Source organism: Streptomyces sp. NPDC127038 (genome assembly GCF_042725875.1).
Lineage (GTDB): Bacteria > Actinomycetota > Actinomycetes > Streptomycetales > Streptomycetaceae > Streptomyces.
In genome coordinates this window covers 1-13,832 of sequence record NZ_JBHXDQ010000115.1, presented here as the reverse complement: position 1 = coordinate 13,832, position 13,832 = coordinate 1, and the positions used below count along the sequence as shown (strand labels likewise).

Below are 13,832 nucleotides of genomic sequence, written 5' to 3'. Positions count from 1 at the left end.
CGGCCGGCGGCTGCTTGTATTCGGGGGGGCCCGTTAGTGGCCCGGGGCGGCGCGCGTTCTGGTCCGCCGGGTGTCGACCCCGGGGTAGGGGGATGGGGGGACCGCGCCCCCCTTCCCCGCTTTCCCGGTGCCTTCCGCGCCGGCCGCCCGTCCTCCGCGTTGTCGGTCGTTGTCGGTGGCGCCCGGCATCATGAACGCATGCGTGCCGCTCGTCTGATCAGGATGGTGCTGCTGCTCCAGACCCGGGCGTCGATGACCGCCGCCGAGCTGGCGCGGGAGCTGGAGGTGTCCGAGCGCACGGTCGCCCGGGACGCGCAGGCCCTGTCGGAGGCGGGGATCCCCGTCTACGCAGACCGCGGCCGGGCCGGGGGCTACCGGCTGATCGGCGGATACCGCACCCGGCTGACGGGTCTGGCCCGCAGCGAGGCGGAGGCGCTGTTCCTGAGCGGGGTACCGGGGGCGCTGCGCGACATGGGCCTCCAGGACACGGCCTCGGCGGCCCGGCTGAAGGTGTCGGCCGCGCTGCTGCCCTCCGTACGGGACGCCTCGCGGTCGGCGGCGCAGCGCTTCCATCTGGACGCGCCGGCCTGGTTCAGCGAGCCGCGGACTCCGGAGCTGCTGCCCGCCCTCGCGGACGCGGTGTGGGACGACCGCCCGGTCCTCGCCCGCTACCGGCGGGGCGGCACGGAGGTGGAGCGGACGCTCGAACCGTACGGGCTCGTCCTGAAGGCCGGGCTCTGGTACCTGTGCGCGCGGGTGGCGGACACGGAGGCCTTCCGGGTGTACCGGATCGACCGGTTCACGGCCGTCGGCCCGGGGCCCGAGCGGTTCCGGCGCGACGACGGGTTCGACCTGCCGGCGTTCTGGGAGGAGCGGGCCGAGGAGTTCGCGCGGTCCGTCCTGCGGTGCGAGATCGTCGTACGGCTCTCGCCCGAGGGCGTGCGGCAGCTGCCGTACGCCCTCGGTCCGGCGTCCGCGAAGGAGGGGCTCGGCACCTCCGGCGCCCCCGACGACCGGGGCTGGGTGACGCTCACCGTGCCGGTCGAGTCCGAGGAGGTCGCGCGGACGCAGCTGCGGGGGCTCGGGCCGGAGGCGGAGGTGCTCGCCCCGGCGGCGTTGCGGGAGCGCTGCGCGGAGGACGCGGCCCGGACGGCGGCGCTGTACCGCCCCCCGTCCGCTTGAAATGCGTACGAACCCGGTGGTTTTACCTTCGGCATGTGCATGCATAACAATCTGCGCCGCTCCACGTGCGTCCCTCCCGTCCAGGCCCGATGCTTGACCCGTGATGGACGAGACGGAGTTCTGGCAGCTGGTGGACACGACCCGCGAGACTGCCGAGGGCGATCCCGAGGAACAGGCGGATCTGCTCGTCGAGCGGCTCGTCCAGCTGGACCCGGACTCCGTCCTGGACTTCGCCCGGCACTTCGAGTCCCGCTACAACCGCGCCTACCGCTGGGATCTGTGGGGCGCGGCCTGGCTGCTGCTCGACGGGGCCAGCGACGACGCCTTCGACTTCTTCCGGTGCTGGCTGATCGGCCAGGGCCGGGACGTGTTCGAGGGGGCGATGCACGACCCCGACACCCTCGCCGAGCTCCTGGACGACTTCGACGAGGAGATCGACGGCGACGGCGAGGAGCTGGGGTACGCGGCCGACGAGGCCTACGAGCAGCTCACCGGTGCCGTCGCGCCCGCCCTGGGCATCCCGGCCGCGCCCGCCGAGCCCGAGGGGACCCCGCTCCAGTTCGAGGACGACTCCGTGATCGCGGAGCGCTACCCCAGGCTGTGGGAGCGGTTCAGGGAGGACTGACGGGACCGGCCCGCGGGGACGTACGCCCGCGGGCCGTCCGTGTCCGCGTGTGCCGTGTGGTGCCGCGGGGCCGCGTTGGCCCGGTCGAGGGCCGACGCCGTGACCGCCGCGGGTCCCAGGACGACCGTCACCACGGCGCACACCACCGCCCAGGTGCCGCGGGCCGCCGTCACCCGGCCGCCCGCCGTCTCCGCCGCCCCCGCGCCCTGCCCGTCCGCCGGGCGCCGGGCGTGCGCCCCGCTCTCCGCGCGGCGCGCGGCCTCCGTCCGACTGATCTTCATCATCCCCGCCTCCGGTCGGTGCGTGCGGCTCCGTTCGCCCCCGTACGGCGACGGTAGGGCGCGGGGCTCTGGGGACTCTGTGAGCGGCCGTGGGCGAGCCTGTGACCGCCGGCTCCCCTGGCGCCGGGGAGCGGCGGGCGGTCAGCGGCCCTGGTAGCGGGCGGCCAGTTCGCGGATGTCGGGGAGGCGGGCGCTGAGGGCGGCGCCCGGGCACCGGGTCATGTAGGCCGCGTCGTGGCCGGAGACGGTGGAGAGCACGACGGCGGTGCCCGCGGCGTAGCGGCTGAGGCTGTTGCTGGAGACGAGCCGGACCGTGCCCCGGGGGTCCACGCCCGCGAGCCCGAGCTTCCAGGCCACGAGACGGGCGATCGCGTCGGTCATCGCCTTCGGCACCGGTGATCCCGCGGTGAACGTGCCGATGGCGGCGATCCCGGCGGTGCGGTGGTTGAAGCCCTGGGTGTGCGCCCCGGTGACGGGCCGGCCGACCCCGCCCGCGCGGCCCTCGTAGATGGTGCCGCAGCGGTCGACGAGGAAGTTGTAGCCGATGTCGTCCCAGTCCTTGGCGCCGGTCTGGCCCGCGTACACGTCACGGATGATCCGGGGCACGTCGGCGCAGTCGTAGCCGTTCGGGGAGTCGGTGTGGTGGATGAAGACCGCCACGACACGGTCGTCGTAGCGGGGCGGGGGCTGCTTGCGCGCCGTGACGGCGTCGAGCCACTTCGACCGCGGCACGATGGGCGGCATGGCGACGGGCCGGGGGACGGTGATCCGGGCCTCGACCGGGGGCGGGGCGGGCGCGCGGGGCGCCGGACGGGGCAGTCCGGCCACGCACACCATCAGGGCCAGGGCGGCGATCAGGCCGGGCACGCAGCCGAGGAGCACGAGGACCGGTCTCGGTATCCCCAGCGGCGCACTCCGGCGCACGCCGGGGCGCACGGGAGCACGGGCCGCTCGCCGGGGTCCGGTCGGGCGTTCGGGGGCCTGGTGCCCCGGCCGTCCGTGGCGCCCGTGCGGGCCGGGGCGGGACGCTCGTCCCCCGCTCCGTATTCGAGGTCCCCGCAGCTTCCGGAAGACACGCATGGAGCCACCCTGACCCGGATCCGCGCGGGCCGCGATGTGTGGTGTGCCACCTGGTGGAACCATCGTGCCTGTCCGGGACGTTTTTACAGGTCCACGGGTGTGGCCGTTTCCGCGGCACCGACGCGCGTGGCTGATCACTGGGCCCGCCCGGCGCGTAATAAGGGGCCCTAGAGAAAGGCGGCTCCGTGGACGTTCTCGACTTCCTGCTGATGCTGGTCATCCTGGTCTACGCGGCCTCCGGGTACCGCCGCGGCCTGGTGGCCGGCTGTGTCTCGCTGGCGGGATTCGTGGGCGGCGCCGTCATCGGCGTATGGGTGCTTCCGTGGATGATGGACCTGGTCACGGCGGGGACGCCGGCGGCGACGGTCACGGCGGTGCTCACGGTGCTGGTGCCCGGCGTGGTGGGTCACGAGCTGGCCGGACGGCTGGCGCTGAAGCTGCGCCGCGAGCTGGACGAGGGACCGCTGCGGGTGGCCGACGGGATCGGCGGGGCCGCGGCGAACACCCTGGCGGTGCTGCTGGTGGCCTGGGTGGCGGCGAGCGTCCTCGGCGCGTCCTCCTCGACGGTGGTGACGCAGTCGATCCGCAACTCGGCGCTGCTGGGCGCCGTGCAGGACTCGATGCCGCAGACCACGCCGACCTGGTTCTCGCGCGCGACCTCCGCCCTCACGGAGGCGGGCTTCCCGCAGGTCTTCAACCCCTTCGAGAACGAACCGGCGGCCGGGGTCGCCAAGCCCTCGGGGGACAGTGTCACGCCGTCCGCGACGAACGCGGCCAAGGTGAGCACCGTGAAGGTCGAGGGCGCCTCGGGCAACCAGGGCCGTGAGGGCAGCGGCTTCGTCTACGCGCCCCAGCGGGTGATGACCAACGCTCACGTGGTGGCCGGCATCGACCGGCCGACCGTGCGGGTGGGCGGGGTCGGCCGCTCGTACCAGGCGCGGGTGGTCCTGTTCGACCCGCACAAGGACGTCGCCGTCCTGTACGTGCCGGCGCTGCGCGCCCCGGTCCTCCACTTCGACGGGGTCGCCTCGCGCGGGGACTCCGCCGTGGTCGCGGGCTACCCGCAGGACGGCGGTCTCGACCTCCAGGCGGCCACCGTCGCCGCCCGCATCAACGCGACGGGCCAGAACATCTACAACACCGGCACGGTCACCCGCGAGATCTACTCGATCCGCTCGACCGTGCGGCCCGGCAACTCCGGCGGTCCGCTCCTGACCACCACCGGCAAGGTCTACGGCGTGGTCTTCGCCCGCTCGACCTCGGACGACGAGACGGGGTACGTCCTGACGGCCCACGAGGTCGCGGGCGACGCCCGCAAGGCGGCCCACGCCACGGTCCGCGTGGACACGGGCAACCTCGTCACCTCCTGATCCCTGACGGGGTGCCGGGCCCGGCACCCCGTCAGAGGGCGCGCCCCATCAGGACGTCGTCCACATAGACGCCGTCCAGCAGGAACTCCCCGGGCAGGATCCCCTCGACGACGAACCCCTCGGACGCGTACAGCCCGCGCGCGGGGAGGTTGTGGCCGAGCACGCGCAGGGTGATGCGCCGGGCGCCCTGGCCGCGGGCCTCGTCGCACGCCGCCCGCAGCAGGGCGCGGCCCACCCCGGCGCCGCGCGCCTCGTCGGCGACCGCCAGTCCGAGGATCTGGCGCACATGCGCGTTGCAGGCCAGCGAGGTCGGGAAGCCGAGCCGGATGTATCCGGCCGGCCGCCCGTCGAGCTCGGCGACGATGTGGTCACGGGGACCGAAGCGCTCGCTGTAGAAGGGTTCGTACGGCGGCCGGGGGCGCGGCATGACCGCGTGCAGCGTGGACCAGGTGTCGCGGTCGAGCCGGCCGAGCGCGTCCTCGTCGTCCAGGGTGGCGGGGCGTATCCGCGGAGCAGCTGACATACCGGTCACTGTACGGCCGCCGCGCTGTGGCCTTTTCCGTGAAGTCGGCGGCCGCGCGGGCAGGATGGACCCATGAGCGACTCCACCCTGTCCCCGGGTTCCCGCATCGTGATCGCCGGCGCGTCCGGTCTGATCGGCTCCGCGCTGGCGCGCTCGCTGAGCGCCGAGGGGCACCAGGTGGTCCGGCTGGTGCGCCGTGAGCCGCGTTCCCCGGACGAGGTCCGCTGGGATCCGCAGCGGCAGCGGATCGACGCGGTGGGGCTCATCGGCTGTACCGCGGTGGTCAACCTGGCGGGCGCCCCCGTCGCGGGACGGCCCTGGACCCTGGCGTACAAGCGGATGATCCGGGACAGCCGGGTGCTCGGGACGGCGACGCTCGCGGAGGCGGTGGCCTCCCTCGACGAGCCGCCGCGCGTCTTCGTCAACGGGAGCGCGATCGGGTTCTACGGCGACACCGGCGACCGCGCGGTGGACGAGTCCGCGCCTCCCGGGGACGGGTTCCTGCCGTCGGTCTGCGTCGAGTGGGAGGAGGCGGCCTCCCCCGCGCAGGAGGCTGGGGTACGTACGGTGATCGCCAGGACCGGGCTCGTCGTGGCGCGCGAGGGCGGGGCCTGGGCCCGGCTGATCCCCCTGTTCAAGGCGGGGGCCGGGGGGCGGATGGGGAACGGGCGCCAGTACTGGAGCCATATCGCGCTGCACGACGAGGTGGCCGCGATCCGGCATCTCATCGACACCGAGTCGCTGTCCGGACCGGTGAACCTGACCGCCCCCGACCCGCTGACCAACGCCGAGATCACCGCGGCCATGGGACGCGTCCTGCACCGCCCGACCCTCCTGACCGCCCCCGCCCCGCTGCTGCGCCTGGCCCTCGGCGACATGGCCGACGACGTCCTGGGCAGCCAACGCGTCCTCCCCACCCGCCTCCTGGAATCCGACTTCACCTTCGCGTTCCCGTCGATCGAGGGATCGCTGCGAGCGGCACTGGGCTGAGGGGGCCCGGGGGCGGGGTCCCCCCGGGGGCGCATTCGCTCTGCCCCGGGGTCCGTCCCGGCGGCTCCCCCGGCGGCTCCCCCGGCGGGTGGTCCGCTCACCGGTGGAGCCGGCGTCGCCGAGGGCTGTGCCCCGGGGGAATGACTCTTCCCGGCACCCCCGGAGGGCCGGTTTCCGGCGGATCCGGCGGGGGACGGGCCGCCTCCGGCCGGTGCGCCGGCCTCGGACGCCGGAACAGGCCCCTCCGGCCCCGGCCGCCCGGATTCGTCACGGTGGCGCCCTCGTCCCACGCCGGGCCGCCCGAGGGAGCCGGGGGCCGGCCCCGGCGACACCGATCACCCCGCCGGACGGCACATGCACCCCCCATGCACCCGTGCACGGCCGCCGCGCGGCTTCCCCCGGGCGGCCGAACCTCGCACCCTCGTTCCGAACTCGGGCATTCCAGAAGCGTGTTGGGGGCATGACGTCCCCACCGGCCGCGCAACCTCGAGGAGGGGCACGTGCTAGAGCCCGCACGCCACGCCGCGCACACGGCGGAGATCACCGAAGACGTCGACGTCGTCGTCGTGGGAGCCGGTGTCGCCGGCCTCGCGGCCGCACGTCATCTGACCGGGGCGGGGCTGAGGACCGCCGTCCTGGAGGCCGCCCCCCATGTGGGCGGCCGTATGACCACGGAGAAGGTCGACGGCTTCCGGCTGGACCGGCTCGGCCGGCTCCTGTCCACGTCGTACCCGGAACTGCGCCTCACCCCGGGCCTGGGCGGCCTCGTCCTGCGCCCGTTCACGCCCGGCGTGCTGCTGCACAGCGACGGCCACCGCCACCACACGGGCACGCCCGGCACACCCCGGAGCGCAAGGGGCGCACTCACCACCGCGCGCGCCCTCGCGAGCGCCCCCCGGCTTCCGCTGCCCCGTCCGGCGCGCGGCACCCCGCGCCCGGGACCGCTCGGCAGTCCCCTGGACCAGTCCCGGCTCGGCGCGGCCCTCGCCCGGCTCGCCTCCACCCCGCCGGAGCGCCTGCTCGCCCGCCCCGACGTCACCGCGGCGGCCTCGCTGACCGCGCGGGGGCTTCCCGCCCGTACGGTCGACGCCTTTCTGCGCCCCCTTCTCGCGGCCCTGCTGTGCGATCCGGAGCTGCTGACGTCCAGCCGCTGCGCCGACCTCGCGCTGCACTCCTTCGCGACGGGCCGGCTGTGCCTGCCGGAGGGCGGCGCGGACGCGCTCCCCGAACTGCTCGCGGCCGCGCTGCCGCCCGGCACCGTGCACACGGGCGTCGAGGTCACCGCCGTCTCGACGACCCGGGTCACGACCAAGGACCACGGCGAACTCCGCTGCCGGGCCATCCTGTTGGCGACCGGCGCCCGCGCCGCCGCCGGGTTCCTGCCCGGACTGCACGTGCCCGCCTTCCACCCGGTGACCGTGCTGCACCACACCACGGACGAACCACCGCTCACCGATCCTGCGCTGATCCTGGACGCCGACCGCGGCGGCCCGGTGGCGCACACGGCGGTCGTCAGCCAGGTCGACCCGACCCGGGCACCGGCCGGCCGCGCCCTGATCTCCTCGACCGTGCTCGGCACGCCTCCCGCCGCGGCCCACCTGGACGCGACGGTCCGCGCCCAGCTGGCCCGCCTCTACGGCACCTCGACGAACCGCTGGGAACTGCTGGCGGTCCATCACGAGCCCGAGGCCGTCCCGGCGATGCCGCCGCCGCACGACCCGCGACGCCCCGTACGGCTGCTCGCGGGCCTGTACGTGTGCGGTGACCACCGGGACACCAACAGCGTGCAGGGCGCGCTCCACTCGGCCCGGCGGGCCGCCCACGCCCTCCTGACGGACCTGGAGGTCGCCCCGACCGCCCCCTTGGCCGAACCCCTGGAGACCGCAGCCGCCTGAACCCCACCCGGGGCCACACGCAACTCCGTTCCACCACCACGGGGTTGCCTAGGCCCTGGCAGGCGTTGCGGAACTCCGGCAGGGGCCGCGGAACTCCGGCACGGAACCGCAGGGCTCCGACACGGGCCGCGGAACTCCAGAGGAGGGGCGCAACCCGCAAGGGCCGGCAACGGCCGGGGGCCGCCCCTTCCCGGGGTGACCCACCCCGGGAAAGGACCGGTAACCCGGAGATGACCGCCAACCCGGAAGCGACCGAAACCGAAGGGACCGGAAACCGAAAGGGACCAGGAACCGGAAGGGACCGGGAGCCCGGAAGGCTCCCGGCCGGAGTGCTCCCCCAGCCGGAGCCACCGGGCAGGCCCCGGAGCCCCCCGGACCCGCCCCGGTGACTCCGGGCCCGCCCCGGTGACTCCAGACCCGGCCCGGAGTCCCCGGACCCGGCCCTGCCGGGCGGACCGCAGCCGGCGGTCCGCCCCCTCGGGGCCCCCGAAGGTGGTGACCCGACCCCGTCAACCCGGCGGACGGCCCCCGCCCCGCGCTCCAGGGTGACCGTGCCCCCGGCCCGCCCGAACAGCTTCCCGGTCTCCGGTTCCCCAGGCCGGAGGCCGGGGACGGACCCCGACCCCGGGGATCCCCGGCCCACGGGATCCCCAGGCCCACATGACACCGGGGCCCCGCCGGAAAGGCGCCCCGCTCAGCTCAGCGCGGCCACCTTGTCGCGATACCCCCGCACGGGAGCGGCGTCCTTGTACGGTTCGAGCCGTTTCTCGAAGTCCCGTACGTACTCGACGGCCCGCGCCGACCGCATCTCCGCCGCCTGCCCGGCGGCCTCCGCGCCGAGCAGACAGGCCTGGTCGAGCTCCCCGAGCCCGAGCCGCGCCGAGGCGAGCACCACCCGGCAGAACAGCCGGCTGCGCGCGTAACCGGGCGCCCGCAGCTGGAGCGAGCGCTCCGCGTGCTGCGCCGCCGCCCGGAACTGCTGGAGGTCGCGGTGGCAGTGCCCGAACTCGTCGGCGAGCTGCGCCTCGTCGAAATACCGCGCCCAGTGCGGGACCTCGTCGCCGGTCCGGGACGCCTCCAGCGCGCGTTCGGCCCGGACCAGGGAGGCCGTGCAGGCCCGCACCTCGCCGAGCACCCCGTGACCGCGCGCCTCGACCGCGTGCAGCAGCGCCTGCACGACCTGCGGCCCCCCGGTGCCGAGGCCCTGCTGCGCGACCCGCGCCAGCTGCACGGCCTCGCGCCCGTGCCCGAGGTACACCGCCTGCCGGCTCATCGTGATGAGCACGTACGAGCCGTACACCCGGTCGCCGGCGGCCTGCGCCAGCCGCAGCGCCTGGACGAAGTACCGCTGCGCGAGCCCGTGCGCGCCGATGTCGTACGACGTCCAGCCGGCGAGCCGGGTGAGGTCGGCGGCGGCGGCGAACAGATGCCGGCCGGTCTGCTCGCCGTAGGCGCCGCGCAGCATCGGCTCGGCCTCGTGCTCCAGGTAGCGGACCAGGGCCTGGCGGGCGTGGCCGCCGCCGTAGGCGTGGTCGAGGGCGCGGAAGAGCTCGCCGACCGAGCGGAGCGCGGCGATGTCCCCGCCGCTGACCCGCTGGCCGGGGCCCCGCTCGGTGCGGCCGCGCCGGGACGAGGGTCCCCCCTGCTCGGGCGGTGCCGTGACCCTGGGCGGCATCGGGCGGCCCTGGGCGGGGATGCGGGCCGGCTGGTCGCCGCGGGCGACCCGGTCGTCGGCCCGGCCGATCAGCCAGTCCCGGCTGGGCACGACGAGTCCCGCCGGGGTGAAGGCGATCTTGCGGAGTTCGGCGTGGCTCCCGGAGTCCTTGCGCCACAGGCCGCTGACGATGTCCACGGCCTCCTCCGGGGTCGCGGCGAACTCCAGCCCCGCGTACACGGGCGCGCAGGCGTCGAGCCCGAGGTCCTGCGCGCTCAGGCGCCTGCCGAGGCGGCGCGTGAACACCTCGGCGATGAGCGCGGGGGTGGTCCCGCGTGGCTGCTGGCCCCGCAGCCACCGGGTCACCGACGTCTTGTCGTATCTCAGGTCCAGTCCGTGTTCGAGTCCGAGCTGGTCGACCCGACGGGCGAGACCTGCGTTGGAGAACCCCGCTTCTGCGATGAGCGCGGCGAGCTGTCGATTGGGCGTGCGCTGCGCGGGTCGTTCCGTCATCTGCGGTGCGGTCTCCTGCCTTCGGGTCTCCAGGGGCGTCTCGGGGCGGCGTGAGAACGTGCTTGCGCCTCCCCGAGGCCCCCCTGTGCCCGGATTGCCTGTGAGCAGCCCTTATGGCCTCGTGAACGGCGCGAATGTAGCGGAGCGTGAGCACGTCATCGCACACATCGTCATTCATTCATCCGATCGTGTGAGGATTGGCTGTCGAGCTGACGCGGATCGGACGGACGTACAGTGGCGTGGGCGCGCCACGGACCTGACGAAAGGTTCCTTCGCGTGCCCCGCACGGGGACCACCACGTGCCCGAGGAAGCTTCTAGGGAGGCGCTTGCCGTGAGTGAGTTGCGGTTCGTCCGCATGGGATTCGGTGCCGAGGCCGTCGAGTACCAGGAGGCGTGGGACGAGCAGCGCCGCGTGCACGCCGCCCGGTTCCTGGACGAGATCCCCGACACCTGTCTGCTCCTGGAGCACCCGCCGGTGTACACCGCGGGGCGGCGCACGGCGGACAACGAGCGGCCCCTGGACGGCACCCCCGTCATCGACGTGGACCGCGGCGGCAAGATCACCTGGCACGGTCCGGGCCAGCTGGTCGGCTACCCCATCCAGAAGCTCCCGCGTCCCGTGGACGTCGTAGCGCACGTACGCCGTCTGGAAGAGGCGCTCATCCGCACCTGCGCGGAGTTCGGCCTGGAGACGAGCCGCGTCGAGGGCCGCAGCGGCGTCTGGGTCCTCGGCGACGCCAAGGACTCCGCCCAGGGGGCCTCCTCCGGCCTCGGGGGCCTCTCCCTCGACTTCGACCCGCGCCTTCAGGACGAGGAGTTCGACCCGCGGCTCAACGGCCCGGAGTACGCCCCCTCCAACGCGGGCCAGCGCCGCGAGGACCGCAAGATCGCCGCGATCGGCATCCGCGTCGCCAAGGGCGTCACGATGCACGGCTTCGCGCTGAACGTGAACCCGGACAACGCCTGGTTCGACCGGATCATCCCGTGCGGCATCCGCGACGCGGGGGTCGCCTCCCTCGCGAACGAACTGGGCCGTGACGTGACCATCGCCGAGGTCCTGCCCGTGGTCGAGAGGCACCTCGGGGACATCCTGACGAACGCGGACCTCAAGCCGCGCGTCGTCGAACGCGCCACCGCCTAGAACCCGTACCCCGAACCCGTACCCCACCCGGGCGGCCTTCCGGGAATGCACCCACGTTCCCGAAGGTTGCCCACGGCGGGGGCCGAGCACCGCACGGGCGTACCCTGGTGTACGCCGAAGAATCGAAGTTACAGGGAGCCGATGTGTCCGCAGTCGCACCCGACGGACGCAAGATGCTGCGCCTGGAGGTCCGGAACAGCCAGACCCCCATCGAGCGCAAGCCCGAGTGGATCAAGACCCGGGCGAAGATGGGTCCCGAGTACACCAAGATGCAGGGCCTGGTGAAGAGCGAGGGCCTGCACACGGTCTGCCAGGAGGCGGGCTGCCCCAACATCTACGAGTGCTGGGAGGACCGCGAGGCCACGTTCCTCATCGGCGGCGACCAGTGCACGCGGCGCTGCGACTTCTGCCAGATCGACACCGGCAAGCCCGAGGCGCTGGACCGTGACGAGCCCCGCCGTGTCGGCGAGTCCGTCGTCACGATGGACCTGAACTACGCCACCATCACCGGCGTCGCCCGCGACGACCTGGAGGACGGCGGAGCCTGGCTGTACGCCGAGACGGTCCGCCAGATCCACGCGCAGACGGCGGGCCGCGAGGCCGGCCGCACCAAGGTCGAACTGCTGGCCCCGGACTTCAACGCCGAGCCCGAGCAGCTCGCGGAGGTCTTCTCCTCGCGCCCCGAGGTCTTCGCGCACAACGTCGAGACGGTCCCGCGGATCTTCAAGCGGATCCGTCCGGGCTTCCGCTACGAGCGCTCGCTCAAGGTCATCACCGAGGCCCGTGACTACGGTCTGGTCACGAAATCCAACCTGATCCTCGGCATGGGCGAGACCCGCGAGGAGGTCAGCGAGGCGCTCCAGCAGCTGCACGACGCGGGCTGCGAGCTCATCACGATCACGCAGTACCTCCGGCCCTCCGTGCGCCACCACCCCGTGGAGCGCTGGGTCAAGCCGCAGGAGTTCGTGGAGCTCAAGGAGGAGGCCGAGGAGATCGGCTTCTCCGGCGTCATGTCGGGCCCGCTGGTCCGCTCCTCGTACCGGGCCGGCCGCCTGTACCAGATGGCCGTCGAGAAGCGCGGCGCGTACGTCGCCTCCCAGGCGGTCTGATCCCCCGAACGGCACACGTTGCGAAAGAAAAGCGGTGGCACTCGGTGCCACCGCTTTCGTGTGAATCCGCGCACAAGCAACTCGCCCTTCACCACGGCTCGTTCACACCCCCTCACGACGTACCCGCAGCTGAACGCCGCATCAGCAAGGGGTCAGGAAAAGGACCCGCGGTATCAAGGCTTCATTGGTGTTTGACCGCTCGGTCACGTACTGGTAACACCAATCAGAGACTCTGGTTCCACGTCACACCCGTCCCCGTCCGAGCCGTCGATCCCTAGGGGGGATCCACATCATGCAGGCCGCGCCCGTACGCGCCACCCCGATTCCGTCGTTCACCGATGCACTGCGTGCCGTCGAATCGCTGCTCATGAGCAGCGGACAGCGCACCGCCCGCCGCAACGCCTGGACCTCCGTCCTGGAGGACCGCCGCCGCGCCAAGGACCGGGTCGAGGCGCAGCGCGTACTGGAATCCGTCACCCGGCCCTGACCCGGCCGCTCGCCGCTCGGCCGTACCGGCCGCGGGCCGGTGCCGTCCCGGCCGTCCCCGAACCCGGCCCGTCGTGTCACGGCTCCGGGGCCGATCGGTGCCGTCACCGCGCCTTCCCGCGGGCCGTCGCGATCATCCCCGCCCGGGACTGCCGTCGTCGGCGCTCCGCGGGCCACGTAGACTCGTGGGCATGGCGAGGAAGGAACCCGCAGCGGACGCTGCGAACCCCGGGCGACTCAAGCAGATCGCTCTGACGTACAAAATGACCCGCAAGGCCGATTCCAAGATCGGTCTTGTACTCGCGGCTGTCGGAATTCTCACCCTGGGTGTCTTCCTCGCGATCGGCTTCTTGATCGGCCACCCGGTCTATCTCGGCATTCTCGGGCTCTTCATCGCGGTCCTGACGACCGCGATCGTCTTCGGACGCAGGGCCGAGCGGGCCGCCTTCGGGCAGATGGAGGGCCAGCCGGGCGCGGCCGCGGCGGTGCTCGACAACATCGGCCGGGGCTGGACGACGACTCCGGCCGTCGCGATGAACCGCAGCCAGGACGTGGTGCACCGCGCCGTCGGCAAGGCCGGCATCGTGCTGGTGGCCGAGGGCAACCCGAACCGGGTCAAGAGCCTGCTGGCCGCCGAGAAGAAGAAGATGGCGCGGATCGTCGCGGACGTTCCGGTGCACGACATTCTCGTGGGCACGGGCGAGGGCCAGGTGGAGCTGAAGAAGCTCCGCACGACGATGCTGAAGCTGCCGCGTGTGCTCGCCGGTCCCCAGGTCACGGCGACCAACGACCGGCTGCGCGCCATGGGCGACCTGATGAGCAACATGCCGCTGCCGAAGGGCCCGATGCCCAAGGGGATGCGGATGCCGCGGGGCGGTCCCAAGCGGTGACGCTCGCGTCGGCCTGAACAGTTCTACGGCGGTGGGGGGGGCGGGGGGGCCAACCTGACCACCCCACCCCGCCACGAGTGCGCCCGAACCGG

General features: G+C 73.7%; 13 protein-coding genes. 9 read left to right on the top strand and 4 right to left on the bottom strand.

Features of this window, described 5'->3' with window-relative positions; genetic code table 11:
* The first annotated feature begins 198 nt into the window (after positions 1-198).
* Positions 199-1,182 carry a helix-turn-helix transcriptional regulator gene (locus ACFWI4_RS40270; RefSeq protein ID WP_387206552.1) on the top strand — a complete coding sequence of 328 codons (984 nt, stop codon included), beginning with the start codon at positions 199-201 and terminating at the stop codon, positions 1,180-1,182.
* 103 nt (positions 1,183-1,285) lie between these two features.
* Positions 1,286-1,807 (top strand): DUF4240 domain-containing protein, encoded by a 522-nt coding sequence (locus tag ACFWI4_RS40265; RefSeq protein WP_385400640.1) that lies wholly within the window; start codon positions 1,286-1,288, stop codon positions 1,805-1,807.
* On the opposite strand, the gene ACFWI4_RS40260 is transcribed toward ACFWI4_RS40265, so the two are convergent.
* Together ACFWI4_RS40260 and ACFWI4_RS40255 are read right to left on the bottom strand one after the other, a co-directional pair.
* Entirely contained in the window at positions 1,771-2,091 is a 321-nt protein-coding gene (locus ACFWI4_RS40260) for a hypothetical protein (protein WP_387206549.1), read from the bottom strand. The genes ACFWI4_RS40265 and ACFWI4_RS40260 overlap by 37 nt on opposite strands.
* A gap of 138 nt (positions 2,092-2,229) precedes the next feature.
* Positions 2,230-2,955 (bottom strand): peptidoglycan recognition protein, encoded by a 726-nt coding sequence (locus ACFWI4_RS40255; protein ID WP_387206546.1) that lies wholly within the window; start codon positions 2,953-2,955, stop codon positions 2,230-2,232.
* A 398-nt stretch (positions 2,956-3,353) separates the two neighbouring features.
* Between ACFWI4_RS40255 and ACFWI4_RS40250 the strand changes: the two genes are divergently transcribed.
* Entirely contained in the window at positions 3,354-4,538 is a 1,185-nt protein-coding gene (locus ACFWI4_RS40250; RefSeq protein ID WP_387206544.1) for a MarP family serine protease, read from the top strand.
* 31 nt (positions 4,539-4,569) lie between these two features.
* On the opposite strand, the gene ACFWI4_RS40245 is transcribed toward ACFWI4_RS40250, so the two are convergent.
* Positions 4,570-5,061, bottom strand: a complete 492-nt coding sequence (locus tag ACFWI4_RS40245; RefSeq protein WP_387206542.1) for a GNAT family N-acetyltransferase — start codon at positions 5,059-5,061, stop codon at positions 4,570-4,572.
* 72 nt (positions 5,062-5,133) lie between these two features.
* Between ACFWI4_RS40245 and ACFWI4_RS40240 the strand changes: the two genes are divergently transcribed.
* Positions 5,134-6,051 carry a TIGR01777 family oxidoreductase gene (locus ACFWI4_RS40240; RefSeq protein ID WP_387206540.1) on the top strand — a complete coding sequence of 306 codons (918 nt, stop codon included), beginning with the start codon at positions 5,134-5,136 and terminating at the stop codon, positions 6,049-6,051.
* A gap of 500 nt (positions 6,052-6,551) precedes the next feature.
* A complete protein-coding gene (locus ACFWI4_RS40235; RefSeq protein WP_387206538.1) occupies positions 6,552-7,946 on the top strand; it encodes an NAD(P)/FAD-dependent oxidoreductase in 1,395 nt (464 codons plus the stop codon).
* A 694-nt stretch (positions 7,947-8,640) separates the two neighbouring features.
* Here the strand turns inward: ACFWI4_RS40235 and ACFWI4_RS40230 are convergent.
* Positions 8,641-10,113, bottom strand: coding sequence for a regulator (locus ACFWI4_RS40230; protein WP_387206536.1), 1,473 nt, complete (start codon positions 10,111-10,113; stop codon positions 8,641-8,643).
* Between the two features lie 332 nt (positions 10,114-10,445).
* Between ACFWI4_RS40230 and lipB the strand changes: the two genes are divergently transcribed.
* The 4 genes from lipB to ACFWI4_RS40210 all read left to right on the top strand — a co-directional run bounded on the left by lipB (position 10,446) and on the right by ACFWI4_RS40210 (position 13,740).
* Positions 10,446-11,255, top strand: a complete 810-nt coding sequence (gene lipB / locus ACFWI4_RS40225; protein ID WP_387206534.1) for a lipoyl(octanoyl) transferase LipB — start codon at positions 10,446-10,448, stop codon at positions 11,253-11,255.
* A 143-nt stretch (positions 11,256-11,398) separates the two neighbouring features.
* A complete protein-coding gene (lipA, locus tag ACFWI4_RS40220) occupies positions 11,399-12,364 on the top strand; it encodes a lipoyl synthase (protein WP_037623963.1) in 966 nt (321 codons plus the stop codon).
* Between the two features lie 292 nt (positions 12,365-12,656).
* Positions 12,657-12,851 carry a hypothetical protein gene (locus ACFWI4_RS40215; RefSeq protein ID WP_385400595.1) on the top strand — a complete coding sequence of 65 codons (195 nt, stop codon included), beginning with the start codon at positions 12,657-12,659 and terminating at the stop codon, positions 12,849-12,851.
* Between the two features lie 190 nt (positions 12,852-13,041).
* Positions 13,042-13,740, top strand: coding sequence for a DUF4191 domain-containing protein (locus ACFWI4_RS40210; protein ID WP_385400593.1), 699 nt, complete (start codon positions 13,042-13,044; stop codon positions 13,738-13,740).
* Positions 13,741-13,832 lie beyond the last annotated feature (92 nt).